Raw genomic sequence first — 24,710 nt, 5'->3', positions numbered from 1 at the left:
CTGTCACTCTTTCTTGCTTCTCGACTGATTATGACTTCACCGCCCCCGCAGTGAGTCCGGAAACCATATAGCGCCGGAACGCGTAGTAAACCGCCGCCGGCGGCAGAGCGTAAACCGCACCGGTCGCCATCAAGACATTGAATGGCGCATCATCGGTGGTGAGAAAATGCCCCAGCGCCACGGCCAGCGTGATGTCTTTGTCCGCCGACAGCAGCAGGAAGGCGTACAGATACTCGTTCCAGGCCAGCAGCAGCGCATAAGTGCCGATCGCGACCAGCGACGGCGCCATCAGCGGCAGGTAGATCAGGCGAAATATCTGCAGCGGACTGGCGCCATCGATGCGTGCCGCCTCGTCCAGCTCGTAGGGCAGCTTGTCGGCATATTGTTTCAGCACCCAGATCGCATAGGGCGAGGCGAAAGTGACCATGGTGAGAATCAACGACCATTGCGTGTTCAGCAGGCCATAGATCCCCATTACCTTGTACATCGGGATTGCCAGGAAAGCCGGTGGGATCAGATAGGTCGCCAGCGCCATGTTTGAGACCAGCCGGCCGCCGCGCACCTTTAGGCGGCTGATCGCAAAGGTGGCGGTGGCCGCGATCGCCAGCGTGATGACACAGACCATCACGGCGACGAAGGCGCTGTTCCACAATTGCCGCCAGAAATGCTCAAGATAGTAGTGCCCCTGCTCCACAACCGTCTCGTAATTTTCCAATGTCGGTCGCGATGGCCACAGCGCGCCGGCAAAGGTTTCCACCCGTGGCGTGATCGACATGACGAACAGGTGATAGATCGGAATCAGGGTCCAGATCAGGATAAGGATGCCGATCAGAGCCAGCCGCGCCTCGGTAAAGATTTTCCTCATGGCTGCTCGCCCTTCTTCATCCGCCGCAGCATCAGGACCAGCAATGGCAGCATCACCGGCAGCGCCACCACCACGGTAGAGACGCCAACCTCGATCTCCGACATGCCAAAAGCGTAACGGATGCCGAGCGTTGCGAGCGTCTGGGTTGAATCGGCAGGGCCTCCGCCGGTCAGCAGGTAGATCGAGTTAAAATCGCCTAGGCTCATGATGGTCGAGAGCAGGGTACAGGTGATGTAGAGGTTGCGCAGGCTGGGAAAGGTTACATAACGGAATTTCTGCAGGCCACTGGCGCCATCCACATCAGCGGATTCGTAGAGATCCTTCGGGATCGCGAGGCGGCCAGCCAGCAGGATCAGGGTCCAGAATGGCAGGTATTTCCAGATATGCACGACGCAGATCATCCCCAGGCCACTCCAGCGGTCGAGCAGCCAGTTGGGGCCATCCTCCAGCGTGAGGCGGAAAATCAGCGAATTGAGCATGCCCCATTCCGCATTGAGCATCCAGCGGAAGGACAGGATGGTGGGAATCGATGGAATCGCCCAAGGCAGGATGAAAACCACGCTGAGCCAGCGGATCCAGCGGCGCTCATGCACGAAGAAGCCCGATAACAGCAGCGCGAGGAACAGCTTGATATTCACTGCCACACCGAGGAAGACCACCGTGTTGACAATGGTGCGCAGAAAGACCGGATCGGTCCACAGCCGCACATAGCTCTTCGGATTGGCGCCGAGGATCAGGCCGTAGCTGACCGGGTAGATCACTAGGCCAAGGAACAACACGATGTAGGGAACCAGGAAAATCAGGCCCCAAGTCGCCTCTTGCGAGAGACGTCCCGGGGCCATTTTCCCGGCTTGCACGTCGAGAACAGCCACGACGGTCAGCCGCTGCTTACGCTTCAGCCTTCGACGAGCTGCTTGATGCGGGCGAACATCTCGTCGACCGCCTGCTCGGGCGAAACCTTCTCCTGCACCACGCGCGACATGGCTCGGCCCCACACGTTTTCTGCATTCACTGTAGTGAACTTGTAGTTATAGACGAAGGGGAACGGCACGGTGGGTTGCTTCACGAACTGCTGGTAGACGTTCTTGCGATGCTGGTCTTCCTGCCAGAAGGGTCGCTCTGCCGCTTCCTTGGTGACCGGGAACCAGCGACCGAGTGAGCCTTCCGTATACGGGATCAGATTCTCGGGCTGGGCCAGGAAAGCGAGGAATTCCTTGGCGCGCTTCTTGTTCGGCGCATCGGCGAAGGCCACCGCCAGCTTGATCGACACCAGGTTCGGCAACGGCTGGCCATCGGGCTTGGCCGGCCAGTTGGTGGTGCGAATCAGGTCGTAATAGTTCTTTTTGGCCTGGTCACGATCCTTCTGCTCCTTGGCATTCATCATGTCGTCCATGTGCTTGCCGGGGAGCGAAATGGTCGCGTTATGCGTCATTGGCGTGGTCTTGTTATGGAAGGCAACGTTGTTGTCGACATCCTTCCATGACAATGAGCCTGGCGGAGTACAACCCTTAATCACGATGTCGGTGTAATCCTTCAGCGCGGCAACCATGCCGGCCTTGATCTTCGGATCGTTGATCAGAAGCTTGCCGTCCTTGTCGACCGGCATCGCATTGTAGGCGTTCACATAGGACAGGAAGCTGTAGAAGGTGTCCGAAGCCTCTACCGACGACGGATGGCCGATGCCATAGACACGCTTGCCCTTGGCGCGCAGGCCAGTCTGCACCTTGTCGCACCAGAATGACCAATAGCCCTTCCAGTCTTTCGGAATATCAGACTCTTTGAAACCGGCTTCCTCGACCATATCCTTCCAGTAGTTGGCGTGCATGGTCTGTTGGTAGATCGGCATGCCGTAATAGGCGCGTTTGCCGCCGGGCCCTTGCAGATAGGCGGTATCGAGCACACCGGCGAGGAATTTGTCCTTGTTCGGCGTGATGATGTCGGAGAGATCCTCCAACTTGCCCTCATAAGCCCATTTGCCGGCAGTGCGAAAATCGAAGGTCCAGCCGAAGGCAACGTCGGGGGGCGTCTTGGCCTCGACGGCAGAGACCGCCTTGGTGATGATATCTTCCACGCCGAACAGGCTAAGTTCGACTGTGACCCCGGTCTTCTGCTTGAAGCGGTCGATCACCGCATTCAGCGCGACATCCTCGGCCGGATAGAATCCCTTGTTGAACCAGACGGTTAGCTTTTCTTGAGACAGTGCGGGCGTCGCACCGGCCAGGATCGCGCCGGCAATGACCCACCCCGCGGTTTTACGCATGGCTGATTTACGCATTTTTATTCCTCCCTGCCTGACCCGTTGTGGGCCTTTTCTGTCTGTTTTCAATGCGACGTGGCATGCCTTCGTAGCATCTTATATATCAGTCTAGCCAGCCTGAAACGACCTGCCAAGCCCTGATTGCAAAGCAAATCGCCAGCGCCCACTTGTCACGCGAGGATACGTGCAGCGCTGCTGTGAATTCACTCAGTGGTTATGCCGTGGCACCCCAAAGGTCTCAGCAATACGCTGATAACCAGTAGCGAAATCCAGACAGCCGCCCGTCGACAATTGTCCGACATACCGACGCTGCAATTCCTGCCACGGCGTCTGGTTCACCAGTTGTGGCGGTGCCCAAGCCTTGCGCCGTTTCTCCAGTTCATCACTGGAGATCATGATATCGGCGCTGCGCCTGCGCAGATCGACGCGGATCCGGTCGCCGGTCTTCAGCAGGGCCAGCCCGCCACCGACGGCAGCTTCGGGCGAGGCGTTGAGGATAGACGGACTACCCGAGGTACCGCTCTGACGGCCATCGCCAATACAGGGCAGCAGGTTGATACCCTGCTTCACCAAACGATCCGGCGGCAGCATGTTCACCACTTCGGCCGCACCTGGATAGCCAACCGGGCCGGTATTCCGGATCACCAGGATACTGTTCTCGTCGATCGGCAGGGCCGGATCGTTGATCCGAGCATGGTAATCCTCCGGCCCCTCGAACACGATGGCCGTGCCCTCGAAGGCATCTGGATCACCCGGGCGTTCCAGATACTGGCGGCGGAATTCGGCCGAAATCACCGAAGTTTTCATCACCGCCGACTCGAACAGCGTGCCCGACAGAACGGCAAAACCCGCTTCCGGCAGCAGCGGCTGGTCATAAGGCCGGATCACGTCGCGGTCCTCGCAGATGGCCTCTTTCACATTCTCGCCCATGCTGCGGCCATTCACCGTAAGAGCATCGGCATGCAGCTTGCCGGCTTCCAGCAATTCGCGCATCACCACCGGCACGCCACCGGCGCGATGGAAGCCCTCGCCCAGATGGGCACCGGCTGGCATGCAATTGACCAGCAGCGGGATGTTGTACCCAACCCTGTCCCAATCCTTCACGTCCAATTCGACGCCCATGTGCCGTGCGATGGCATTCAGATGCGGCGGGCAGTTCGTGGAGGCGCCTAACGCGCTGGCCGCCACGATGGCATTCTCGAAGGCCTTGCGGGTCATGATTTTCGAGGGTCGCAGATCCTCATGCACGATCTCCACCGCGCGACGGCCGGTTTCGTAGGCTATCTGCGCGCGCTCGCGATAGGGCGCCGGGATCGACGCACAGCCCGGCAGCGACATGCCCAGAGCTTCGGCCATGCTGTTCATGGAGAGCGCCGTGCCCATCGTGTTGCAATGACCCGGGCTGGGCGCGGAGGATGCCACCATGGCCAGGAACTCGTCGTAATTGATGCGGCCGGCAGCCAGTTCCTGGCGCGCATACCAGATCACCGTACCCGACCCGGCCAGCTGGCCCTTATACCAGCCATCCAGCATCGGCCCGCCTGACAGCACGATAGCGGGGATATCCACGGTGGCTGCTGCCATCAGCATGCCCGGCGTGGTCTTGTCGCAGCCCGTGGTCAGCACCACGCCATCCAGCGGATAGGAATAGAGCAACTCGGCCAAGCCGAGATAAAGCAGGTTACGGTCCAGCGCCGCCGTCGGCCGCTTGCCCGTTTCCTGGATCGGATGGGTGGGGAATTCGAACGGAATGCCGCCGGCATCGCGGATGCCGTCACGCACGCGCTTAGCTAACTCGATATGGTGGCGATTGCAGGGCGACAGGTCGCTACCCGACTGGGCGATGCCGATAATCGGCTTGCCGCCGCGCAGTTCGGCCAGCGTCAGCCCGAAATTGAGATACCGCTCCAGATACAGCGCCGTCATGCCTGGGTCATGCGGATTATCGAACCATTCCCGGCTGCGCAGCATTTTTTTCTTCTTCTCGGTCATCGCTCCACTCCCTTAACGCGGTATCGTCTATGCCGGTTTCGCCAGCCGCTCACGATGCAGAACAAACAGGCCGCTGGCGACGATGATCCCGGCACCGGCCAGCATGGGCATGGTCGGCAGGTCGGCGAAGAACAGCCAGCCGAGCAGGATCGCCCAGAGCAGCGAGGTATAGGTATAGGGCACCACCACGGCGGCCGGCGTGAGGCGCAAGGCCTGGTTCATGCTCATATGCGCCAGCGTGGCGACCACGCCAATCAGTGCCAGATAGGCGATATCCAGCACGCCCACCGCCGACCAGCCCCAGGGCAGCGTCAGCAGCCCCGCCGCGCCGACGGCCAGCGTGTGATAGACGATCAGCGACAGCGCGCCGGTCGAACGCAGCTTACGCGTGGCAATCATCATCAGCGCATAGGCGAAACTGCCGGCCATGGCGATCAGCGCCGGCGCGGTAAAGACGCCGGCCTGCGGCTGCAGCACCAGCAGCACACCGCCAAAGCCGATGGTCACAGCGATGCCGCGGCGCCAGCCAACCACTTCACCCAGCAGCGGAATCGCCAGTACGGTGACGATCAGCGGCGTGGCCTGATAGACAGCCATTACATCCGCCAGCGGCAGGTGTCGCACGGCGAGATAGAAGCAGGCCACTTCCGCCACGATCAGCACCAGGCGGATGGCATGCCGGCCTGGCTCATCCAGCACGAAGACCTGGCGCCAGCCGGCGCGGTGCACCATGGGCAACAAGACAGCCAAGGCCGCCGCCGAGCGGATGAACAGCAACTGGCCGACGGCCACGCTAGCCACCATCCATTTGCCTAGCGCATCGTTGAAGGTGAACAAAGCCGTGCCCAACAGCATGAACAGGATGCCCCGCCAATGGCCGGCCTCCAGCGCGGGCGCGGCACCGGCCATGCTGCGTTCAGCCACTCTTGCGCTCCCGGCCACGCGCCTGCTCCTGCAGGATGATCTGGTAATCGCGCGACGCCGCACGGATATGCACACCCAGCAGGTTCAGCGCCTTGGTCCGTTCGTGGGTCTTGAGCAATTTCACGATATTCTGATGCTCGGCCAGTGAATCGCCCACCGTGCGCTCTTTCGAGGTGACGCGTGCGCGCAAGGCCTGGATTTTCATTTCCAGTTGCTGATGCGACTGGGTCAGGAAACGATTATTGGCTCGCGCCAGGATATGGCGATGATATTCGGTATCAAGCCGACGATAGGCAGGGATGTCGCCGTCGGACACGGCCCTGGCCATGCGCTTCACATTCTGCTCCAGCGCGTCGATCAGTCCGGCCTCGTCGTTGGCCAGGGCATCGCGCAGGGCCGCGCTTTCTAGGATAACGCGGTACTGGCACATCTCCGCCGCCTCGTCAGGCGCCAGCGAAAACACGAAACTGCCGCGCTGGGGCTGGATGTCAACCAGTCCTTCCAGCTTGAGCTGCAGCAGGGCCTCGCGTACCGGTGTCTTGGAAATGCCAAGCTGGGCTGCCAGAACATTTTCTGACAGCGCCTCGCCCAGCATCAGCTCGCCGTTGGTGATACGGCTACGGACGTGGTCTTTGACCAGTTCGGTAAGGGATTTCGGGCGCTCCAGCCGCGTGCTGCGGATTGCGCTGTTTTTTGCCATGTCGGCTTGACCTTTTTTCCTGCCTTTCCCGCACCGTAGCAGCGGGCCCCGGCGGCCTCAAGATAATATCTGATATGTCAGTTGACTTGCCGAAACCGGCCATCTCGGTTAGGAAAGACGGCAGGATCAGGAGGCTGCTGCGGCATGGCATTCGACATCCTCTGCCTCGGCGAAGCCATGGTGGAGTTCAACCAGACCGGTGGGCCGGACAGCGACCAGTATCTGCGCGGATTCGGCGGCGATACTTCCAATTGCGCCATTGCCGCCGCGCGCCAGGGCGCTCATACCGCCTATTGCACCCTGTTGGGCCGGGATCCGTTCGGCGAGCTGCTGCTCGATCTGTGGCGCCGGGAAGGAGTCGACACCAGCACGGTGGGCCATCGCGAGGATGCCGCCACGGCAATCTATTTCGTCACCCACGGCAAGTCGGGCCATACCTTCACTTATTACCGCAAGGATTCGGCAGCCAGCCGCATGACGCCGGCGGATTTGCCCAGCGCGGCGCTGGAGGCCTCCAAGCTGCTGCATGTTTCCGGCATCACCCTGGCCGTCAGCCCGGGCATGCGTGAAACCGCAATGACAGCGATTGCGCGCATGCGCAAGGCCAACAGACAGGTCTGCTTCGACACCAATCTGCGCCTGAAACTGTGGCCACTGGAGATGGCCCGCGCCGCCATCCATGCCGCGCTGAGGCTCTCGGACATCGCCCTGCCCAGCCTGGAGGACGCCACGGCGCTCAGTGGCCTGAGCGATCCCGCGGCGATCCTGGACTACTATCGCGTCATGGGTATTCCGCTGGTGGTGCTGAAATGCGGCGCAGACGGCGTGCTGATCGCCAATGCCGATGGCCGCTGGCGCCTGGCCGGCCATCGCGTGTCCACGGTGGATGCCACCGGCGCCGGCGATTGTTTCGACGGCGCCTTCCTGGCCGAACTGGTGCGCGGCATATCCCCCCTGGAAGCAGCAAGCTATGCCAATGCCGCCGCGGCGCTCACCACCATCGGCTACGGCGCGGTGGCGCCAATCCCGCGCCGCGCCGCGGTCGAAGCCTTCTTCCGTTCGGTCGGCCGCGCCACAGCCGAACCCTTCTAGCCCCCTATACCCGGTAATTCCGCGCGGTCTGGCGCTGCTCACCCAGACCGGCGATGCCGAGATGAATGCTGTCGCCATCCTTCAAATACAGTGGCGGCTTCTGGCCCATGCCCACGCCCGGCGGCGTGCCGGTGGAGATAATGTCGCCCGGCTGCAGTGACATGAATTGGCTTAAGTAACTCACCAGATAGCGCACGCCATAGACCATCGTTTTGGTCGATCCGTTCTGGAAACGCTTGCCGTTGATGTCACAGAACATCGCGAGATTCTGCGGATCCGGAACGTCATCAGCGGTCACCAGCCAGGGGCCAATCGGGCCGAAGCTGTCGGCGCTCTTGCCCTTGGTCCACTGGCCATGGCGCTCGGTCTGGAAGGCGCGTTCCGACACGTCGTTGATCACACAATAGCCGGCAACATGGCTCATGGCGTCTTTCTCATCGACGTATCGGGCGGCCGAACCGATCACCACGCCAAGCTCCACTTCCCAGTCGGTCTTCTGCGAACCCTTCGGGATGATCACATCGTCATTTGGCCCGGTGATTGCCGAGGTCGCCTTCATGAAGATGATCGGTTCGGGCGGCACCGTTGCGCCGGTTTCGGCGGCGTGATCGGAATAGTTCAGTCCGATGCAGATGAATTTGCCTACCCGGTTGACACAGGGTCCGAGGCGCGGATTTCCCGATATTGCCGGCAAGGCCATTGGATCCAGCGACTTCAGCTTGGCCAGTCCAGCCGGGCTCAGCGTGCTGCCGGCAATATCGGGCACCACGGTGGAGAGATCGCGGATGGCACCAGAGGCATCCAGCAGGCCCGGCTTTTCATGACCCGGCGGGCCATAACGCAGCAGTTTCATGATTCATCTCCCTGAAAAATGCCTTAGAGCGACCAACCACCATCGATGATATGGATGGCGCCGGTAGTGAAGGCGGATTCGTCGGCCGCTAGGTAGACGGCCAGGGCTGCGATCTCTTCCGCCGTACCAAGCCGGCCGAGCGGCTGACGCGCCACGAACCCGGCGCGGGCCTGCTCGACACTGCCGGTCGCTATCGCCTGGATGGCGATACGATCATCCAGTGAGGGCGTCTGGATCGTACCGGGGCAGATCGCATTGCAACGTACGCCCTGTTTGATGAAGTCGGCGGCAATCGATTTGGTCAGGCCGATCACCGCCGCCTTGGTGGTGCCATAGACAAAACGGTTCGGCGCGCCCTTCACCGAAGAGGCGGCGGACGACATGTTGATGATCGAACCACCACGGCCGGCAGCCAGCATGGCCGGCAGCAGGGCCTTGCTCATGCGGTACATTGAGCGCACGTTGAGGTCGAAGGAGAAATCCCAATCCTTCTCTTCCGTCTCCTGGATCGTGCCGTGATGCACGAAACCGGCACAGTTGAACAGCACATCCACCGCGCCCGCCTCGGCGGCAAAAGCCGTAATGGCCACCGGGTCCATCACATCCAGCCTGCGTGTGCGGATATTTGGCAGGCTGCCGAGTTCCTTCAGCTTGGTTTCGTTCAGATCGGTGGCGATTACTTTCGCCCCCTCACGCGCGAATGCGATGGCCGAAGCTCGGCCGATACCCTGCGCGGCTGCCGTCACCACAGCCGTCTTGCCTTCCAGACGCATGCCCGTCCCCCTGCTTTAAGCGACCGCCGGCAGGCAGGCCGGACCGATCGGTTCGAAACTCTTATAGGTGAGGATGAATTCCTGGTGCCCCAGACCTTCCGACCGGGTCATCTCGCCAGCGCCGACGCGCTTAATCAGGTCAAATATCTCGCGCCCCACTGTGTCGAGATCAGCCTGTCCTTCCAGGATGCGGCCGGCATTCACATCCATGTCGTCGGCCATGCGCGCGTATGTGCGTGGATTGGCGCAGACCTTGATCACGGGCGCCAGCGCCGAGCCCACCACCGAGCCCCGGCCGGTGGAAAACAGGATCACATGCGAACCGCAGGCGATCAGTTCGGCGATCTCGGCATTATCGCTGATATTTGGAAAGCCGAACCGCACCTCACCATCGGGGACGACATCCAGAAGATACAGCCCTCCGCGCGGCGGAATGTCGCCCGGCTTGATGATGCCACTGATCGGCGAGGCCCCGCTTTTGGCATAGGCGCCCAGCGATTTCTCCTCGATGGTGGTGAGGCCGCCATCGGCATTGCCCGGCGCGAAGCTGGGATAACCCAGCGTTTCGTAGTAGCGCGCCGCCTTGGCGACGCAGGCTTTGAGTTCACGGCCCAGCTCCGGCGTGACAGCGCGTTCGGCCATCCAGCCTTCCATGCCGATCAGCTCGCCGGTTTCCTCGAAAATCGCCGCGGCCTTTTCCTGCACTAGGAAGTCAAAGGCGCGGCCCATGGCCGGATTGGCCGTCAGGCCCGATGTGGCATCCGAGCCGCCGCAGATGGTGCCAACCACCAGTTCGGAAACACCCATCGGTTCGGTCGGCTGCTGACTCAGCTCTTTCAGTCGCGCCTCAATCCAGGCACGGCCCTTGTCGATGGTTGCACGCGTGCCGCCGTTTTCCTGGATCGCCAGCAACTCGACCGGCCGGCCGTTCTCCCTGATCGTGCGCTCCAGCAGCTTCTTGTTGAAGCCCTCGCAGCCCAGCGACACCAGCAGCACGGCGCCAACATTGGGATGCGTACATAGCCGCTGCATCATCTTGAGCGCATAGGCATTGGGATAACAGCCCGGGAAGCCGATCACATGGGCGCCCTGCTCGCGATAGGGCCAGGCGATTTCCTTCACCACGTGATGGGCACATTCCACCAGATAGGCCACCGCCACATAGTTGCGGATTCCCTTGCGGCCATCGGCCCGCCGCCAGCCACGCATCGTCACATCGCTCATGGAGCAGCCTCCACCACCACCGTATTGGGCATATAGTCGCTGGCGACATTGTGGTTGTGCACATAGTCGCCCAGCGCGATATCCGCCGTCGCGCGTCCGATCGGTGCGCCGTATTTCACAATCTTCTCGCCGGCGGCGATATCGCGCACCGCGATCTTGTGACCGAAGCCCAGGGCACGCTGCAGCCGCACCTTGCGCCCCGCGACCTGCAGTTCCATATCGGCCGGGATTTCCAGCCGGGCCACCGCGATATTGTCGCCCGGGGCCAGGATCAGGAGGCGCGGATCGGTTGTGTGATCAGAACTTGCCATATTTCTGATACGCCTCCTGTGGATCCATGCCGGCCATGATATTGCGGCGCACTTCGCCTTCGGTGCCCATCACCTCTTCGGTGCGGGCGATCACAGCCTCGGCCATGGCGGCGGGAACCACCACCACGCCATCGCGGTCGGCGATCACGTAATCGCCGGTGGAGATCGTCACGCTGCCGATGGAAACAGGCGTGCCGAAAAGATCAGGCACCCACCGTGCAACGATATCGGACGGCGTGAAGAAACTGCACCAGACCGGGAAACCGAGCTGCTCCACCATTGCCGCATCGCGACAGCCGCCATCGACGATATAACCCCGCACGCCCTTCAGCTGCAGCGCCGAGGCCGAAAGCTCGCCCATCAACGCCACCTCGTGGTTATGCGGCTGACAGACCACCACCCGGCCCGGCGGCGCCTTGGACAAAACGCCGGTCCATTCCAGCAGGGTTTCGTGGGCAGACTTGGTGCGGTCGATATGGCCGCTGACGGTCCAGACCTGGCCGGCCAAGGTCTGCGCGGGATTGAGCGGGCGGATTTCCGGCGGCAGCACGCAATTATCATGGCCCTGCGCCCGCAGCACGTCATGCACCGCCGAGGCATAACAGCGGCTCAGGCGGTCGGCCAGCGGATCGGCCGGCAGATCCATCGGCTGGGCCCCCTGCCTTGCCCCGGACATCGTTTCTCCCATCTGATATATCAGTTGGGCAGACTTTAGCCAGATTCTCCGGGCCTGGCTAGTCGCCGGCACAAGGCGGTTGATGCCACCTGCCCAAGAGGCAGATAATGAAAATAATAGGTTGAGAGAATGGGAAGGACACAGCCATGATCAAGAAAATCGCACTGGCCCTCGCCATCGTTGTCCTCGCCATCGCCGGCGCGGCTTATTACTTCGCCTCCAATCTCGACAGCCTGGTCAAGGCGGTGATCGAGCGCTATGGCTCGGAAGCCACCCAGACGCGCGTAACGCTCAAATCGGTCGAACTGAAGCCCACCTCGGGCAGCGGCAGCCTAAGCGGCCTGGTGGTCGGCAATCCCAAGGGCTTCAGCGGAGCGGAGGCAATCTCGCTGGGCGACATCCGCGTCACGCTGGATATCGCCAGCCTGCAATCCAACCCGATCATCATCAAGGATGTGCAGATCATCCAACCGTCGATCAATTACGAATATGCCAGCAGCGGCGGCAACCTGGAGACCATCCAGAAAAATGTGCAGGCCTATGCGGCGAAATTCGGCGGCGGCCAGACCGAACCGAAAGCCGGATCGGCATCGACTGGCGGCGACACCAGCAAGCAGCCCGAGCGCAAGGTGATCATCGAAAATCTCGTGATCCGCGACGGCAAAATCGCCGCCAGCCATGCGGCCTTGCAGGGCCGTACGATCTCGGCAGGCCTGCCCACCATCCAGTTGAAAGATATCGGCAAGGGTAGCAATGGCGCCACCCCGGCCGAGGTGACGGAGAAGGTGATCGGCACGATCAGCGCCCAGGCCTCGCGCGTCGCAACCGGCGAACTGCAGAAACAGCTTGGCAACCTGCTGAAAGATCCCGCCGGCGCGATTGGCGGTGCTACAGGTGGTGCCGCCGGCGGCGCGGCCGACAAGTTGAAAGGCCTGCTTGGCAAATAGGCAAGACGAAAACGCATACGAGCCATCGCCAAATAATATGGCGACAATGGTCGTCGGCGGGCCAGCGCCGGGTTAGCATGCCTGCCCGTTCTTTTTGCCTGCAGTTTCCATGATCAATCCTGTCTGGCACGGCGCCCTCGCCGGGCTTTGTGCGCTTCTGGTCGGCATCGGCTTCGCGCGTTTCGGCTATACGCCGCTGATCCCCGTGCTGATCGAGCGCGACTGGCTCAGCGCCGCTGATGCCGCCTATCTGGGCGCCACCAATCTGGCCGGCTATGTCGGCGGCAGCCTGCTGGCCGCCAGCCTGGCGCGGTTGCTGCCGGTGGCAACGCTCACCCGTGGCGCCATGGTGCTGACCGGCCTGAGCCTGCTGGCCTGCGCCATGCCCTGGGGTTTCGTCTGGTTCGCGCCCTGGCGCTTCCTGGCCGGCTTCACCGGCGGCATCCTGATGGTGGCGGCCGTGCCGCTGATGCTGGCTCGCGCGCCGGCCACCCACCGCGCACGCAGCAACGGCATCGTCTTCACCGGCGTCGGCATCGGCATCATCACCGCCGGCACGCTGGTTCCGGCGGTGGCCGGCTATGGGCCGATGCCGGTCTGGCTTGGCCTGGGTCTGCTCACCCTGCTGCTGGCGGCGCTGACCTGGCGCCAATGGGCCATCGAACCCGCCACCCCGCAGACGCAGGCCGCCACCGCCCCGCGCAATTTCACCCTGCCCGTCGCGTTGCTGCTGGCCGCCTACACCATCGATTCCGCCGGCTTTGTGCCACATACGGTGTTCTGGGCCGACTATATCGCGCGTGGCCTGGGCCGTGGCGTCGCCGCCGGCGGACTGTTCTGGGTGTTGTTCGGCATCGGCGCATTGTGCGGCCCGCTGCTGGCCGGGCTGATCGCCGAGCGTTTTGGTTTCTATCGCAGTATCGTCGGCGTGCTGCTGGTCAAATCCGCCGCCGTGGCCATTCCGCTGCTCAGCACGCATCCGGTGGCGCTGGCGATATCGGCCATCACAGTGGGTGCCTTCACGCCTGGTATCTCGGCGCTGGCCTCGGGCCGCGTTGCCGAACTGGTGGGCTTCGCCGCGCACCGCCAGGTCTGGGGCTGGCTCACCGGCGGATTTGCGCTCTCATCCGCGGCCGTCGGTTACGCCTTCTCTTACCTGTTCGACCGCACCGGCTCTTACAACCTGCTGTTCGCACTTGGCGCCGGCGGCTTGCTCATGGCCATGCTGCTGGCTGCGACGGCGCGGCAAAAGCCCGCTATCGATTGATCAGGCCAGCGATGTCTGTACTTCCGAACCGCGTGTCAGCGTTTCGTGTACCGGACATCTATTGGCGATCTCCAGCAGGCGCTGCCGCTGCTCCTCGCTCAGATCGCCTTCCATGGTGATCACCCGCTCGAACCGGTCGAGCGGTTTGCCGTCGGCGCCGGTGATCTTGCTGTGCCGCACCTGTACCGAACTGCGAACCAACGGCCACTTCTTCCGCTCGGCATACATGCGCATGGTCATCGCCGTGCAGGCGCCCAGGCCCGACATCACCAGTTCAAACGGATCCGGCCCGGTATCGCGGCCGCCGAGTGCTTCCGACTCGTCGGCCGACATCACATGCCGGCCGGCCACGATGATCTGGCCATAGGGGCCGAGGCCGCTTTCGCCGACCGAGATTTCACGCGTCGTGCTGGCAGTGGCATTCATCGGTGACTTCCTGTTCGCAGGGGTGATTGAGAGAAAACTTGCGTTCTGCTCAGGCAGCGGTGTGGGGTTTGCGGGCCGCCAGATCAATCAGGGCCGACATGCCGTCATGCCCGCTGCCTTCATGGATGACGCTGTCATGCGCTTCGAGATGCAGTATTTCACAGTCGCCGAATGCTGTCTCCAGCAGTTCCCGGGTATACAGGTTCTCCGCCTGTGACGGACCACCGGTGCGGTATTTCAACTGTTCAGGCCGATAGCCCTGCAGCAAAAGCAGGCCGCCTGGCCGCAATGCGCGCCGGATGCCGCTGAAAATCTGCTGCCGCAATGGCGGGCCGGCAAACTGGATAAAGATCGCCGCCACCACATCGTAAGCCGCTTCCGGCCAGGCCCATTGCGACAGGTCCGCCTGCTCGGTTTCCAGGACAACGCCTTGCCCGGCCGCCAGCCGGCGAGCTTTTTCCAGCGCCACCGGAGAAAAATCGATGGCATGCACCTGCAGGCCCTGCCGGGCCAGCCAGACGCCGTTGCGGCCCTCGCCATCGGCAACGGCCAATGCCCGGCCGGCTGCGGGCAGGCGAAAGGCCTGGCTTTGAAGAAAGGCGTTCGGCGCGGTGCCAAACAGGTAGTCGGGTCCGGAAAAACGGGTATTCCAATGGTCCTGACTCATTGCTCTCAATCCTTCTTGTCTTTCAGTAGGATAGATGAAACTACCAAATTATGCGCAGGCTTCGTTGACATATATATTCAATTTTACTAAATTAGCACTTACTAAATTAATATCTCCCCCAGCCCAGGAGCCCATCATGAATATCGACCGTCTGGTTTTTGCCTTCGCCGGCACTTTCATCCTCGCCAGCCTCGCGTTGTCCCAGTATCACAACATCAACTGGCTCTGGTTCACCGCTTTTGTCGGTGCCAACATGCTGCAGGCGGCGTTTACCGGCTTCTGCCCGCTGGCCAAGATTCTGAAGCTGACTGGCCTGCGGCCGGGCAACGCCTTTAACTGAGCGGAGCAGAGCTGGTGCCTGTCCAAGGGATCAAATACCGACGCATGGCTGTCCTGACAGCCATGCTGACCGCCGGCCTGCTGACGGCCATGCCGACGTATGCAGCCGAGTTCCAGGTCGAATCGCGCGAGGTGGTCGACCGCAAGATGGTGTTCGCCACCGTCGAAAGCGTCGACAACACCCAGGCACGCAGCCGCATCGGCGGCACTATCGCCAAGCTGGTCGTTCGCGAAGGCGACGCCGTCACCACCGGCCAGCATCTGGCCCTGGTGGTCGATCCCAAACTGACGCCGCGACTGAACGCCATCGACGCCCGTATCAAGGCAGCCGTGGCGCAGCGCCAGCTGGCCGAGATCGAGCTGAAGCGCGCGGAGGACTTGCTGCAGAAAGGTGTCGGCACCAAGGCCCGTGCCGATCAGACTCGCGCCGCCTACGAAGCCGCCAACAACGAGGCCGCCGCCCTGCGGGCCGAACGCGCCGTGATCGAACAGCAGGGCGTCGAAGGCGCTGTTCTCGCGCCAGAAACTGGCCGCATTCTGAAAACCCTTGTCACCACCGGCACCGTGGTTCAACCCGGCGAGCCGATCGCCGAAATCGCGGTTGGCCGCTATGTACTGCGCATGATGCTGCCCGAGCGCCATGCCCGCTTCCTGAAAGCCGGCGAGAAGGTGCTGATTGGACCGCGCGGTCTGGGTGTCGGCGAACAGGGGCTTGGTGAGGGCGAAGTCGTGCTTGTCTACCCGCAGCTTGACCATGGCCGTGTCGTGGCCGATGTCAGCGCCCAGGGTCTTGGCGATTTCTTCGTCGGCGAACGCACCCGCGTCTGGGTTGCCGCCGGCAAGCGCCAGGCCATTCTGGTGCCGCCCGACTACATCACCTATCGTTTCGGCGTAGCACTGGTTCGCCTTAAGGATGACGCGGAAGTGGTCGTCCAGCTTGGCCAGGCCATGCCTGACGGCGTCGAAGTCCTCTCAGGCCTGAAGGCCGGCGATATCCTGGTTGCGCCATGAAGCTCGGCCTGTCCGGCGCGATTGCCCACAACTTCATCGCCTCGCCGCTCACCCCGCTTTTCCTGATCTTTTCACTCGCAATTGGTGGCCTCGCACTGGCCATCTTGCCGCGCGAGGAAGAGCCTCAGATCAGCGTGCCGATGGTCGATATCGTCGTCAGCGCCGATGGCCTGAAGGCCGAGGACGCCGTCGAACTGATCACCCGTCCGCTGGAGGAGATCGTCAAGGCGATCGACGGCATTGATCATATCTATTCGAACAGCGAAGACGATCGCGTCATGGTCACGGCGCGGTTCAAAACCGGCTTCGCCCAGGACAGCGCCCTGCTGCGCGTGCATAGCGAAGTACGCGCCAACCTGAACCGCATCCCGGTCGGTATCCCAGAGCCGCTGATCATCGGCCATGGCATTAACGACGTGCCCATCGTGGTCGCCACCCTGACCCCGGCATCCGGCAACCCGGCCCGCCTCAACGACAATGGCCTCTATAACATCGCTGCGAACCTGTCGCGCGAGGCGATGAAGATCGAGAATGTCGGCAAGACATTCATCGTCGGCGGCCGCGCCGACCAGATCCGCGTCGAGCCCGATCCAGAAAAGCTGTCGCTCTATGGCGTTTCGTTGAACCAGCTGGTCGAAAAGCTGACTGGCGCCAACCGCTCTTTCCATGCCGAACCGCTGCTGGATGCCGGTCGCACTCTGCCCGCCATCATCGGCCAAACCCTGCAGGGCAGCCCTGACATCAACCTGCTGCTGATCACCACCCAGGATGGCCGCCCGGTCTACCTGGAGGACGTTGCCCGCATCGCCGCCGATGGCGAACCGATCGCGCATTATACCTGGAATTGGCGCCGCGGCGCCGACGGCGCGATGGAACGTGTGCCGGCCGTCAGCGTCGCCATTGCCAAGAAGTCCGGCAGCAATGCGGTGGTGATCGCCGACGACATCATTCATCAGATCGAAATCCTGAAATCGACCACCCTGCCCAAGGGTGTCGATATTGCCATCACGCGCAATTACGGCGAGACCGCAGCCGAGAAGGCCGATGAGTTGCTGTTCCACTTGGTCCTCGCCTCCGTCTCCATCGTTGGCCTGCTGGCGGTCTTCCTCGGCTGGCGCGAAGGCCTGGTAGTGCTGGTGGTGATCCCCGCCACCATCCTGCTCACCTTCTTTGCCGCCTGGCTGATGGGCTACACCATCAACCGCGTCAGCATGTTCGCGCTGATCTTCTCGATCGGCATCCTGGTCGACGACGCCATCGTGGTAATCGAGAATATCGTGCGCCACTGGCACAAGGAAAAACCGCGCGACCGGCTCACCGTTGCGGTGGAAGCCGTGGCCGAAGTGGGCAACCCCACCATCGTCGCCACTTTCACCATCATTGTGGCACTGCTGCCAATGATGTTCGTGTCGGGCATGATGGGGCCTTATATGGCGCCGATTCCGGCTAATGCTTCAGCGGCTATGCTGTTCTCGCTGGCGGTTGCCTTCACCATCACCCCCTGGCTGATGCTGAAACTGGGCGGCAAGCATGCCAGCGCCAGCCATGACACGCCACATGACGAACATGGTGGCATTCTTGCCCGACTTTATCTGCGGGTGGCCGAACGCATCCTGACCACGCCAAAACAGGCACGGAATTTCGTGCTGATCGTTGGCGGCCTGACCATGCTGTCGCTGGTCCTGTTCTATACCAAGTCGGTAACCGTGAAGCTGTTGCCTTTCGACAACAAGTCGGAAATGCAGGTTCTACTCGACCTGCCGCGCTCGACCAGCCTGGAGCAGACCGACACCCTGCTCACCGAAGCCGTGGCGCGGCTGACCGACCTACCCGAGTTGAAGGATATCCAGAGCCAGGCCGGCACTGCCGCCCCGTTCAACTTCAATGGCCTGGTGCGGCATTACTTCTTCCGCAACCAGCCTTGGCAAGGCGACCTGCAGGTGAATCTGGTGCCCAAGGCCGAGCGCGACCGCAACAGCCACGAAATCGCGCTCGACATCCGCAAGCGCCTCGCCGGCCTGGAACTGCCACCGGGCGGTGCGCTGAAGGTGGTGGAAGTGCCGCCCGGTCCGCCGGTGATGGCCACCCTGCTGGCCGAGATCTACGGCCCCGATGCCGAAACGCGGCGCGCCGTGGCGACGGACGTGCGCAAGCTGTTCCGCAAGATCGATTTCATCGTCGATGACGATGACAGCTTCGGCATCCAGAGCGACCGTGTACGGTTCCTAGTCGACCAGGAGAATCTGGAATTCCACCGCGTCGAGGAAGCCGAACTCTACGAAACGTTATCCTCGCTGCTGAACGGCCGCCGCATCGGCTATTCCCATCGCGGTCATGGCATCAGCCCGATCGAGATCAGCCTGAGCCTGCCGCGCAGCGAACGGTTCTTGAGCGAACGCCTGCTGGCGACTCCAGTGCCGACCCGCGATGGCCGGCTGGTCGAACTGGGCGACGTGGTGCGCATCCATCGTGACCCCGCCTCCTTCCCGATCTATCGCCGCGACGGCCATTATGCCGAGATGGTGACGGCCGATCTGGCCGGTGCCTATGAGGCACCGATCTACGGCATGTTGGCGGTTGCAGATGCCATCGACGCCCATGATTGGGGCAGCCTGCCCAAGCCAACCATCCGCTATGCCGGCCAGCCGAAGGATGAATCCAAAACCAGCCTGCTGTGGGACGGCGAATGGGAAGTCACCTATGTCACCTTCCGTGACATGGGCGGCGCTTTCATTGTCGCCCTGCTTGGCATCTACCTGCTGGTGGTGGCGCAGTTCCGCAGCTTCAAGCTGCCCCTGCTGGTGCTGGTGCCGGTGCCGCTGACCATGATCGGCGTCATGCTCGGCCATTGGCTGACCGGTGCGGCTTTCACCGCCACCTCGATGATCGGCTTCATCGCGCTGGCTGGCATCGTGGTACGCAACTCAATCCTGCTGATCGACTTCATCCGCGAACGCCGGCAGGGCGACCTACCGCTGCGCCAGGTGCTGCTGGACGCCGGCGCGACCCGTTTCAAGCCGATCTTCCTGACAGCTGCCGCTGCCATGATCGGCGCCGCCTTCATCCTGGCGGACCCCATCTTCCAGGGACTGGCAGTGAGCATGCTGTTCGGCCTGGCCTCCAGCTCACTGCTGACCGTGCTGGTCATTCCCGCTATCTATCTATGGCTGCGCGGCGAATCGCAGCAGTAAGGACTCCAGACCATGCCCACACCCGTTGACCTAGACCGCCTTGCCGCCAGCGCTGCCCAGGCCAGCAACTTTCTGCGCAATATCGCCAACGAGAAGCGCCTGCTGACCCTGTGCCAGCTGATGGAAAGCGAGCGGTCAGTCGGCAATCTTGCCGATGTGGTGGGCCTGAGCCAATCGGCCCTGTCGCAGCATCTCAACCGCCTGCGGCAGGATGGCTTGGTGGAGACCCGTCGCGAAGGCCAGACCATCTTTTACCGCCTGGCCGACCCGCGCATCGAACCGCTGATCCGCCTGCTGTATGAGCAGTTCTGCAAACCTTCCTGCTGAGACGAGTGGAACCATGACCGCCTTGCGCAAGATCGATCCCCATAAACTGCAACAGAGAATGCAGGCCGACGAGGTCGTGCTGATTGATATCCGCAGCCCACGCGAATTCGCCCATGAGCATATCGAAGGCGCGCAACTGGTGCCGCTGGGCTCCTTCGACCGCCACGACTTCCCCGACAGCCGCCGCCAGACGGCGGTATTCACCTGCCGCAGCGGCGCACGCACCACGATGGCCGCCAACCGCCTGCTGGCCAAGGGCTTCCGCAGTACCTACGTGCTGGAGGGCGGCCTGGATGCCTGGAAGCGCGCCGGCCTGCCCGTGCAGACCGCACCAGCCAAGCCGCTGTCGCTGCAGCGTCAGGTGCATCTGATCGCCGGCAGCCTGGCCCTGGCCGGTGCCATCCTGGCCTGGCGCGTGGCGCCGGAATTCATCCTGCTTAGCGGCTTTGTCGGCGCCGGGCTGCTGCTGAACGGCCTGACTGGCTTCTGCGGCATGGCCCGCCTGCTGACGCTGATGCCCTGGAACCGCCAGTCCGCCTCTGCCTGATGGAGTGTCGCGTTATGCTGCCGCTCGTGAAAGCCTTTTTCGACGAAACCACCTTTACCGTCAGTTATGTCGTCGTCGATTCGTCCAGCATGGCCTGCGCCATCGTCGACTCGGTGCTGGATTTCGATCCGGCTTCCGGCCGTACGCACAAGGATTCGGCCGATGCGGTGACTGCTTATGTGCAGCGCGAGGGCCTGAAGGTCGAATGGATCCTGGAAACCCACGTCCATGCCGACCATCTCTCGGCCGCGCCGTATCTGAAGCAGAAACTGGGCGGCAGGCTGGGCATCGGTTTCAACATCACGGTAGTCCAGAACACCTTCGGCAAGGTTTTCAATGCCGGCACGGAATTCGCCCGCGACGGCAGCCAGTTCGACCACCTGTTCGCCGACAATGAAACCTTCAGTATCGGCACCATCAAGGCTCGGGCCATCCACACGCCCGGCCACACGCCGGCCTGCATGGCTTATGTGATCGGCGACGCGGCTTTCGTGGGCGATACGTTGTTCATGCCCGATTACGGCACGGCACGCTGCGACTTCCCCGGCGGCGATGCCCGCCAACTCTACCGCTCGATCCACAAACTTTTCGCGCTGCCACCGGAAACCCGCCTGTTCATGTGCCATGACTACAAGGCACCGGGCCGCGACGAATACCGCTGGGAAACCACGGTGGCTGAAGAGCGCGCCCGCAACATCCATGTCCGCGACGGCATCAGCGAGGACGAGTTCGTTGCCATGCGCACCCGGCGCGACGCCACGCTGGACATGCCACGCCTGATCCTGCCTTCGGTGCAGGTCAACATGCGGGCGGGCCACATGCCACCGCCCGAGGCCAATGGCGTGCGGTATCTGAAACTGCCGGTCGACGCCCTGTAACCGCCATGGTTGCCATCACCCTCGGCCAGGCCATCATCGCCGCCGCCTCGGGCAGCGCGGTGGGCTTTTCCCTGGCCCTGGTGGGTGGTGGCGGTTCGATCCTGGCGGTGCCGGCCCTGCTTTATCTAGTCGGCATCGGCAATACCCATCTGGCCATCGGCACCAGCGCGCTGGCCGTGGCGGTGAATGCTTTCGCCAATCTGCTGCAGCATGCCCGCAAGCAGACCGTGAAATGGCCCTGCGCCACTGTCTTTGCCGCCTCCGGCATCGCCGGCGCTGCCCTGGGCTCCAGCCTCGGCAAACTGGTGGATGGCCGCCATCTGTTGCTGCTCTTTGCCGCCGTGATGGTGATCGTGGGCATCGCCATGCTGCGGCCCAAAGCCGCCGAGGGTAATCCGGATGTGCGCATCACGCCGGCCATCGGCCTGAAACTTGTCCTGATCGGCCTTGTCACCGGCACGATCAGCGGCTTCTTCGGCATTGGTGGTGGTTTCCTGATCGTGCCGGGCATTATGCTGGGCAGCGGCATGCCGATGATCAATGCCATCGCCTCCTCGCTGTTCTCCGTCGGCAGCTTCGGCCTTACCACGGCGGCCAACTATGCCTGGTCGGGCCTGATCGACTGGACGATCGCCGGCTGGTTCATCGCTGGCGGCATCCTCGGCGGTCTGTTCGGCACCCGCATGGCGCTGAAAGCTGCGCGCCACAAGGGCCTGCTCAACCGCATCTTCGCTGCGCTGATCTTCGTTGTCGCCGGTTACACGATCTGGCGCACTGTTTAAGGATATACCGTCATGACCGAACCGCATGCCGCTGCTTCCGGCCTTCGGCATTTCCCACTGCCGCTCTTCGCTGCCGTGCTCGGCATTGCCGGTCTGGGTCTGGCCTGGCGTGAGGCGGGTCGCGTGTTCGGCGCACCGGCCTGGGCCGGTGAGCTTCTGCTGCTGGCCGCAGCCGTGGCTTTTGTACTGATTGCAGTCGCCTATCTGCTAAAATGGCGGCGCTATCCGGCGGCGGTTGCTGCCGAATTCCGCCATCCGGTGCGCGGTCATTTCGTTCCGGCCATCACGGTGGCGCTGATCCTGCTGTCCAACGGCCTGCTGCCCCACCGGCCGGACCTGGCCGGTGGTTTATGGCTGGGCGCGACCATCGTCCATCTTCTGCTTGCTGTCTGGCTGATCCGGCGCCTGCTGGTGCAGCCAGCGCCGCTGGCAGCCCTGACGCCAGCCATCTTCATTCCGCTGGTCGGCAACATCCTGGCGCCACTCGCTGGCATGAAGCTCGACTATGTCGGCCTGTCATGGTTCAGCTTCGCCATCGGACTTGGCCTGTGGATTGCCATCCAGCCTGCGTTGCTGCACCGGCTGTTCTGGGGCGATGCGTTGCCGCCACGGCTGCAGCCTGCTGTCGCGATCCTGCTGGCACCGCCTTCGGTCGGCTGTCTGGCCTGGAGCGCGCTGAATAACGGCGAAACAGATGCGCTGAACTGGATTCTCGCAGGTCTTGCCGGCTTCATTGGGCTGCTACTGCTTTCCCTGCTGCCGCGTTTCTTCCGGCTCGCCTTTGCGCCTTCCTGGTGGGCTTACACATTCCCCAGCGCGGCCTTCAGCCTGATGCTGATCCACCTCAGCGCCGCCGGCCCCAAGCTGCACCCTGCTGTCGGCTGGACAGCACTTGCCGTCGCAACCGCGGTCGTTGCGCTGGTCGCTTTCCGCACCATATCAGCCGCCACCAGCGGCCATCTGTTCAAGCCCGAAGACTGATCGCCGCCTGACCGGCTGACTTAACCGCCATATAGCCACTGGTTGCCGGCATAGGCCTGTTCCGGCGTGCGGCCGCTGAGCAGCGCGTTGCGCAACTCGCGCACCGGACCGGTCGCGTGATAGAAGTCGCCATAGACGCGGGCCATCACCTGCACCCGCGCGGTGCGCAGATAGCGTTCCTGCTGGTAAGCCAAGAACGCCGCATTGGAATCGTCGCGCCGCGCCGAGAGTTTCTCGGCCAGGCAGACAGCATCTTCCAACGCCATGCAGGCGCCCTGCGCCAGATATTGCAGCATCGGATGCGCGGCATCGCCCAGCAGGGTGACGCGGCCCTTGGTCCAGTTCGCCACCGGTTCACGATCGCACAGCACCCACATGCGCCAGGACTCGATCTTGTTCAGCAGGGCGTGCACCTGCGGTTGCTGGTTCTGGAACCGTTCGTTCAACTCGGCCACGTCCCCAAAACTGTTCCAGCCTTCCTCGTAGCGGTTGGAGTGGAACACGGCGACCAGATTGTAGAGCTCGCCGCGCCGCAGCGGGTAATGCACCAGATGGGTCTTCGGCCCGGCCCACAACACCACGTTGTTCTCACGCTGGGTTTCCGGCACCTCGGCCAGTGGCAACACGGCACGGTAAGCGATATGACCCGAGACACGCGGCTTGCCGTCGGCCACGATGAGCTCACGCAGGCTCGACCACAGGCCATCGCAGCCGATGATGCTGTCGCCCGCGATCTTCTCGCCATCGGCTAATGTCACCGTAACTCCGCCGCCATTATCAGCATGGCTGGCCACCTTCGCATTGTTGCGCAGGGTGACCAGTGGCTGGGTGCGGCAGGCCTGCAGCAGCGCATCATGCAGGTCGGCGCGATGGATCACGCCATAGGGCTGCCCATAATGTTTCAGCGCGCGTTCGCCCATCGGGACGCGCGTCACTTCCTCGCCGGTCAGGGCGTCGCGCATGATCAGGTTGTCGGGGAACACCGCGATATCATCGACCGCCTTGCGGATGCCGAGAATGTCAAAGCGGCGGAAGGCATTGGGGCCGATCTGGATGCCGGCGCCGACCTCGCGGAATTCGGCCGACTGTTCCAGCAGAACCGAACGGATGCCTTTCAGCGCCAGCGCCAGCGCCGCCGCAAGGCCGCCGATGCCGCCGCCAACAATAATAACCGGACGATCCTGTACTGCCGTCATGTTGTCCTCCCTGTCGTGCCAGTTCGCTGGCATCGGTTTATAATCTGTGTACGGATTATATTAAGTTTAATATCATGGCGCCACGGCTTCAAGCAAGAATGTCGGGACCCGGCATCGGCTGCCGGCTCAGGCCAGCAGCCGCTCCACGCAGCGGCGCACCCCATCCTGCCAGGGTGGCAAGCGGATGCCGTAAATGGCCTGAATATGGCTGCAATCCAGCACCGAATTGGCCGGGCGCTTCGCCGGGGTTGGATATTCGGCGGTGCCGATCGGATCCACCGGCACGCTTTTCCCACCCAGAGAAGCCGCCACCGCCATGATCTCACGGGCCAGTCCCCACCAGGTGGTTGTGCCGGCGCCAGCCAGGTGGAAAGTCCTGAACAGGTCGGGATTATCCGGTTCCATGGCGATGCGCTGCGCCATAGTGACGATCGCCTGCGCCAGATGCGGCGCATAGGTGGGCGAACCCTGCTGGTCATTCACC

At 62.6% G+C, this 24,710-nt stretch carries 26 protein-coding genes; 11 read left to right on the top strand and 15 right to left on the bottom strand.

Translation table 11 applies throughout. The features are described from left to right. Positions 1–28: 28 nt before the first annotated feature. From Q1J79_RS10860 to Q1J79_RS10835, 6 genes are all read right to left on the bottom strand, one after another. Positions 29–865: a carbohydrate ABC transporter permease gene (locus Q1J79_RS10860; RefSeq protein WP_300300094.1), complete on the bottom strand. Its 837-nt coding sequence runs from the start codon at positions 863–865 to the stop codon at positions 29–31. Further along, a complete protein-coding gene (locus Q1J79_RS10855; RefSeq protein WP_300300091.1) occupies positions 862–1,707 on the bottom strand; it encodes a carbohydrate ABC transporter permease in 846 nt (281 codons plus the stop codon). Before Q1J79_RS10855 ends, Q1J79_RS10860 begins: the two co-directional genes overlap by 4 nt. 53 nt (positions 1,708–1,760) lie before the next feature. Next, on the bottom strand, positions 1,761–3,140 hold the full coding sequence (locus Q1J79_RS10850) for an ABC transporter substrate-binding protein (RefSeq protein ID WP_300300089.1): 1,380 nt from the start codon (positions 3,138–3,140) through the stop codon (positions 1,761–1,763). A 189-nt stretch (positions 3,141–3,329) separates the two neighbouring features. Beyond that, positions 3,330–5,114, bottom strand: coding sequence for an IlvD/Edd family dehydratase (locus tag Q1J79_RS10845; RefSeq protein WP_300300087.1), 1,785 nt, complete (start codon positions 5,112–5,114; stop codon positions 3,330–3,332). A gap of 27 nt (positions 5,115–5,141) precedes the next feature. Continuing rightward, a complete protein-coding gene (locus Q1J79_RS10840; RefSeq protein WP_300300085.1) occupies positions 5,142–6,038 on the bottom strand; it encodes a DMT family transporter in 897 nt (298 codons plus the stop codon). Further along, positions 6,031–6,738, bottom strand: coding sequence for a GntR family transcriptional regulator (locus tag Q1J79_RS10835; protein ID WP_300300083.1), 708 nt, complete (start codon positions 6,736–6,738; stop codon positions 6,031–6,033). Before Q1J79_RS10835 ends, Q1J79_RS10840 begins: the two co-directional genes overlap by 8 nt. Positions 6,739–6,882: 144 nt before the next feature. Between Q1J79_RS10835 and Q1J79_RS10830 the strand changes: the two genes are divergently transcribed. Next, positions 6,883–7,830, top strand: a complete 948-nt coding sequence (locus Q1J79_RS10830) for a sugar kinase (RefSeq protein WP_300300081.1) — start codon at positions 6,883–6,885, stop codon at positions 7,828–7,830. Between the two features lie 4 nt (positions 7,831–7,834). Here the strand turns inward: Q1J79_RS10830 and Q1J79_RS10825 are convergent, their stop codons facing one another. Genes Q1J79_RS10825 through Q1J79_RS10805 form a run of 5 tightly spaced genes read right to left on the bottom strand, consistent with a single transcriptional unit; the run spans position 7,835 to position 11,637 of the window. Continuing rightward, entirely contained in the window at positions 7,835–8,683 is an 849-nt protein-coding gene (locus tag Q1J79_RS10825) for a fumarylacetoacetate hydrolase family protein (RefSeq protein ID WP_300300079.1), read from the bottom strand. A gap of 23 nt (positions 8,684–8,706) precedes the next feature. Continuing rightward, positions 8,707–9,456, bottom strand: coding sequence for an SDR family oxidoreductase (locus tag Q1J79_RS10820; protein WP_300300077.1), 750 nt, complete (start codon positions 9,454–9,456; stop codon positions 8,707–8,709). A 15-nt stretch (positions 9,457–9,471) separates the two neighbouring features. Beyond that, a complete protein-coding gene (locus Q1J79_RS10815; protein WP_300300075.1) occupies positions 9,472–10,680 on the bottom strand; it encodes a UxaA family hydrolase in 1,209 nt (402 codons plus the stop codon). Further along, the gene (locus tag Q1J79_RS10810; protein WP_300300072.1) at positions 10,677–10,991 is read right to left on the bottom strand and encodes a UxaA family hydrolase; all 315 of its coding nucleotides are present in this window, start codon (positions 10,989–10,991) and stop codon (positions 10,677–10,679) included. Before Q1J79_RS10810 ends, Q1J79_RS10815 begins: the two co-directional genes overlap by 4 nt. Further along, entirely contained in the window at positions 10,978–11,637 is a 660-nt protein-coding gene (locus tag Q1J79_RS10805) for a hypothetical protein (protein WP_300300070.1), read from the bottom strand. The genes Q1J79_RS10810 and Q1J79_RS10805 overlap by 14 nt, the downstream gene beginning before the upstream one ends. 176 nt (positions 11,638–11,813) lie before the next feature. On the opposite strand from Q1J79_RS10805, the gene Q1J79_RS10800 reads away from it, so the two are divergent. Both Q1J79_RS10800 and Q1J79_RS10795 read left to right on the top strand, forming a co-directional pair. After that, the gene (locus tag Q1J79_RS10800; RefSeq protein ID WP_300300069.1) at positions 11,814–12,614 is read left to right on the top strand and encodes a hypothetical protein; all 801 of its coding nucleotides are present in this window, start codon (positions 11,814–11,816) and stop codon (positions 12,612–12,614) included. A gap of 109 nt (positions 12,615–12,723) precedes the next feature. After that, positions 12,724–13,881 carry a YbfB/YjiJ family MFS transporter gene (locus Q1J79_RS10795; RefSeq protein WP_300300067.1) on the top strand — a complete coding sequence of 386 codons (1,158 nt, stop codon included), beginning with the start codon at positions 12,724–12,726 and terminating at the stop codon, positions 13,879–13,881. Here the strand turns inward: Q1J79_RS10795 and Q1J79_RS10790 are convergent, their stop codons facing one another. After that, positions 13,882–14,307, bottom strand: a complete 426-nt coding sequence (locus tag Q1J79_RS10790) for an OsmC family protein (RefSeq protein ID WP_300300065.1) — start codon at positions 14,305–14,307, stop codon at positions 13,882–13,884. Positions 14,308–14,356: 49 nt separating this feature from the next. Continuing rightward, on the bottom strand, positions 14,357–14,974 hold the full coding sequence (locus Q1J79_RS10785; protein ID WP_300300063.1) for a cyclopropane-fatty-acyl-phospholipid synthase family protein: 618 nt from the start codon (positions 14,972–14,974) through the stop codon (positions 14,357–14,359). Between the two features lie 136 nt (positions 14,975–15,110). Between Q1J79_RS10785 and Q1J79_RS10780 the strand changes: the two genes are divergently transcribed. From Q1J79_RS10780 to Q1J79_RS10745, 8 genes are read left to right on the top strand one after another with little or no spacing between them, the layout of a single operon-like run. Further along, positions 15,111–15,314, top strand: a complete 204-nt coding sequence (locus tag Q1J79_RS10780; protein ID WP_300300061.1) for a DUF2892 domain-containing protein — start codon at positions 15,111–15,113, stop codon at positions 15,312–15,314. A 44-nt stretch (positions 15,315–15,358) separates the two neighbouring features. Then, positions 15,359–16,324, top strand: coding sequence for an efflux RND transporter periplasmic adaptor subunit (locus Q1J79_RS10775; RefSeq protein ID WP_300300059.1), 966 nt, complete (start codon positions 15,359–15,361; stop codon positions 16,322–16,324). Continuing rightward, positions 16,321–19,515, top strand: a complete 3,195-nt coding sequence (locus tag Q1J79_RS10770) for an efflux RND transporter permease subunit (protein ID WP_300300057.1) — start codon at positions 16,321–16,323, stop codon at positions 19,513–19,515. The genes Q1J79_RS10775 and Q1J79_RS10770 overlap by 4 nt, the downstream gene beginning before the upstream one ends. 12 nt (positions 19,516–19,527) lie before the next feature. Continuing rightward, positions 19,528–19,842 carry a helix-turn-helix transcriptional regulator gene (locus Q1J79_RS10765; RefSeq protein ID WP_300300055.1) on the top strand — a complete coding sequence of 105 codons (315 nt, stop codon included), beginning with the start codon at positions 19,528–19,530 and terminating at the stop codon, positions 19,840–19,842. A 13-nt stretch (positions 19,843–19,855) separates the two neighbouring features. Next, a complete protein-coding gene (locus Q1J79_RS10760) occupies positions 19,856–20,389 on the top strand; it encodes a rhodanese family protein (RefSeq protein ID WP_300300053.1) in 534 nt (177 codons plus the stop codon). A 14-nt stretch (positions 20,390–20,403) separates the two neighbouring features. Beyond that, complete coding sequence (locus Q1J79_RS10755) at positions 20,404–21,267, top strand: MBL fold metallo-hydrolase (protein ID WP_300300051.1); 864 nt, start codon at positions 20,404–20,406, stop codon at positions 21,265–21,267. Between the two features lie 5 nt (positions 21,268–21,272). Continuing rightward, complete coding sequence (locus tag Q1J79_RS10750; RefSeq protein WP_300300049.1) at positions 21,273–22,049, top strand: sulfite exporter TauE/SafE family protein; 777 nt, start codon at positions 21,273–21,275, stop codon at positions 22,047–22,049. A 12-nt stretch (positions 22,050–22,061) separates the two neighbouring features. Continuing rightward, positions 22,062–23,030 (top strand): SLAC1 anion channel family protein, encoded by a 969-nt coding sequence (locus Q1J79_RS10745; protein WP_300300047.1) that lies wholly within the window; start codon positions 22,062–22,064, stop codon positions 23,028–23,030. 20 nt (positions 23,031–23,050) lie between these two features. Here the strand turns inward: Q1J79_RS10745 and Q1J79_RS10740 are convergent, their stop codons facing one another. Both Q1J79_RS10740 and Q1J79_RS10735 read right to left on the bottom strand, forming a co-directional pair. Beyond that, positions 23,051–24,226, bottom strand: a complete 1,176-nt coding sequence (locus tag Q1J79_RS10740) for a 3-hydroxybenzoate 6-monooxygenase (protein ID WP_300300045.1) — start codon at positions 24,224–24,226, stop codon at positions 23,051–23,053. Between the two features lie 126 nt (positions 24,227–24,352). Then, the coding region (locus tag Q1J79_RS10735) for a sugar nucleotide-binding protein (protein WP_300300043.1) at positions 24,353–24,710 on the bottom strand (358 nt) is incomplete at its 5' end.

It is taken from the genome of Ferrovibrio sp. (assembly GCF_029255545.1).
In the GTDB taxonomy this organism is placed as follows: Bacteria; Pseudomonadota; Alphaproteobacteria; order Ferrovibrionales; family Ferrovibrionaceae; genus Ferrovibrio.
The sequence above is the reverse complement of the archived record's forward strand: the minus strand, read 5'-3'. Positions and strand labels throughout refer to the sequence as shown.

Bases quoted from the DNA above. Each gene is read 5' to 3' on its own strand.
- Q1J79_RS10855 (WP_300300091.1), bottom strand. From the start codon at position 1,707: ATGGCCCCGGGACGTCTCTCGCAAGAGGCGACTTGGGGCCTGATTTTC.
- Q1J79_RS10780 (WP_300300061.1), top strand. From the start codon at position 15,111: ATGAATATCGACCGTCTGGTTTTTGCCTTCGCCGGCACTTTCATCCTC.
- Q1J79_RS10815 (WP_300300075.1), bottom strand. From the start codon at position 10,680: ATGAGCGATGTGACGATGCGTGGCTGGCGGCGGGCCGATGGCCGCAAG.
- Q1J79_RS10800 (WP_300300069.1), top strand. From the start codon at position 11,814: ATGATCAAGAAAATCGCACTGGCCCTCGCCATCGTTGTCCTCGCCATC.
- Q1J79_RS10765 (WP_300300055.1), top strand. From the start codon at position 19,528: ATGCCCACACCCGTTGACCTAGACCGCCTTGCCGCCAGCGCTGCCCAG.
- Q1J79_RS10825 (WP_300300079.1), bottom strand. From the start codon at position 8,683: ATGAAACTGCTGCGTTATGGCCCGCCGGGTCATGAAAAGCCGGGCCTG.
- Q1J79_RS10810 (WP_300300072.1), bottom strand. From the start codon at position 10,991: ATGGCAAGTTCTGATCACACAACCGATCCGCGCCTCCTGATCCTGGCC.
- Q1J79_RS10820 (WP_300300077.1), bottom strand. From the start codon at position 9,456: ATGCGTCTGGAAGGCAAGACGGCTGTGGTGACGGCAGCCGCGCAGGGT.
- Q1J79_RS10850 (WP_300300089.1), bottom strand. From the start codon at position 3,140: ATGCGTAAATCAGCCATGCGTAAAACCGCGGGGTGGGTCATTGCCGGC.
- Q1J79_RS10805 (WP_300300070.1), bottom strand. From the start codon at position 11,637: ATGGATCTGCCGGCCGATCCGCTGGCCGACCGCCTGAGCCGCTGTTAT.
- Q1J79_RS10770 (WP_300300057.1), top strand. From the start codon at position 16,321: ATGAAGCTCGGCCTGTCCGGCGCGATTGCCCACAACTTCATCGCCTCG.
- Q1J79_RS10750 (WP_300300049.1), top strand. From the start codon at position 21,273: ATGGTTGCCATCACCCTCGGCCAGGCCATCATCGCCGCCGCCTCGGGC.
- Q1J79_RS10745 (WP_300300047.1), top strand. From the start codon at position 22,062: ATGACCGAACCGCATGCCGCTGCTTCCGGCCTTCGGCATTTCCCACTG.
- Q1J79_RS10845 (WP_300300087.1), bottom strand. From the start codon at position 5,114: ATGACCGAGAAGAAGAAAAAAATGCTGCGCAGCCGGGAATGGTTCGAT.
- Q1J79_RS10755 (WP_300300051.1), top strand. From the start codon at position 20,404: ATGCTGCCGCTCGTGAAAGCCTTTTTCGACGAAACCACCTTTACCGTC.
- Q1J79_RS10740 (WP_300300045.1), bottom strand. From the start codon at position 24,226: ATGACGGCAGTACAGGATCGTCCGGTTATTATTGTTGGCGGCGGCATC.
- Q1J79_RS10785 (WP_300300063.1), bottom strand. From the start codon at position 14,974: ATGAGTCAGGACCATTGGAATACCCGTTTTTCCGGACCCGACTACCTG.
- Q1J79_RS10795 (WP_300300067.1), top strand. From the start codon at position 12,724: ATGATCAATCCTGTCTGGCACGGCGCCCTCGCCGGGCTTTGTGCGCTT.
- Q1J79_RS10835 (WP_300300083.1), bottom strand. From the start codon at position 6,738: ATGGCAAAAAACAGCGCAATCCGCAGCACGCGGCTGGAGCGCCCGAAA.
- Q1J79_RS10860 (WP_300300094.1), bottom strand. From the start codon at position 865: ATGAGGAAAATCTTTACCGAGGCGCGGCTGGCTCTGATCGGCATCCTT.
- Q1J79_RS10775 (WP_300300059.1), top strand. From the start codon at position 15,359: ATGGCTGTCCTGACAGCCATGCTGACCGCCGGCCTGCTGACGGCCATG.
- Q1J79_RS10790 (WP_300300065.1), bottom strand. From the start codon at position 14,307: ATGAATGCCACTGCCAGCACGACGCGTGAAATCTCGGTCGGCGAAAGC.
- Q1J79_RS10760 (WP_300300053.1), top strand. From the start codon at position 19,856: ATGACCGCCTTGCGCAAGATCGATCCCCATAAACTGCAACAGAGAATG.
- Q1J79_RS10830 (WP_300300081.1), top strand. From the start codon at position 6,883: ATGGCATTCGACATCCTCTGCCTCGGCGAAGCCATGGTGGAGTTCAAC.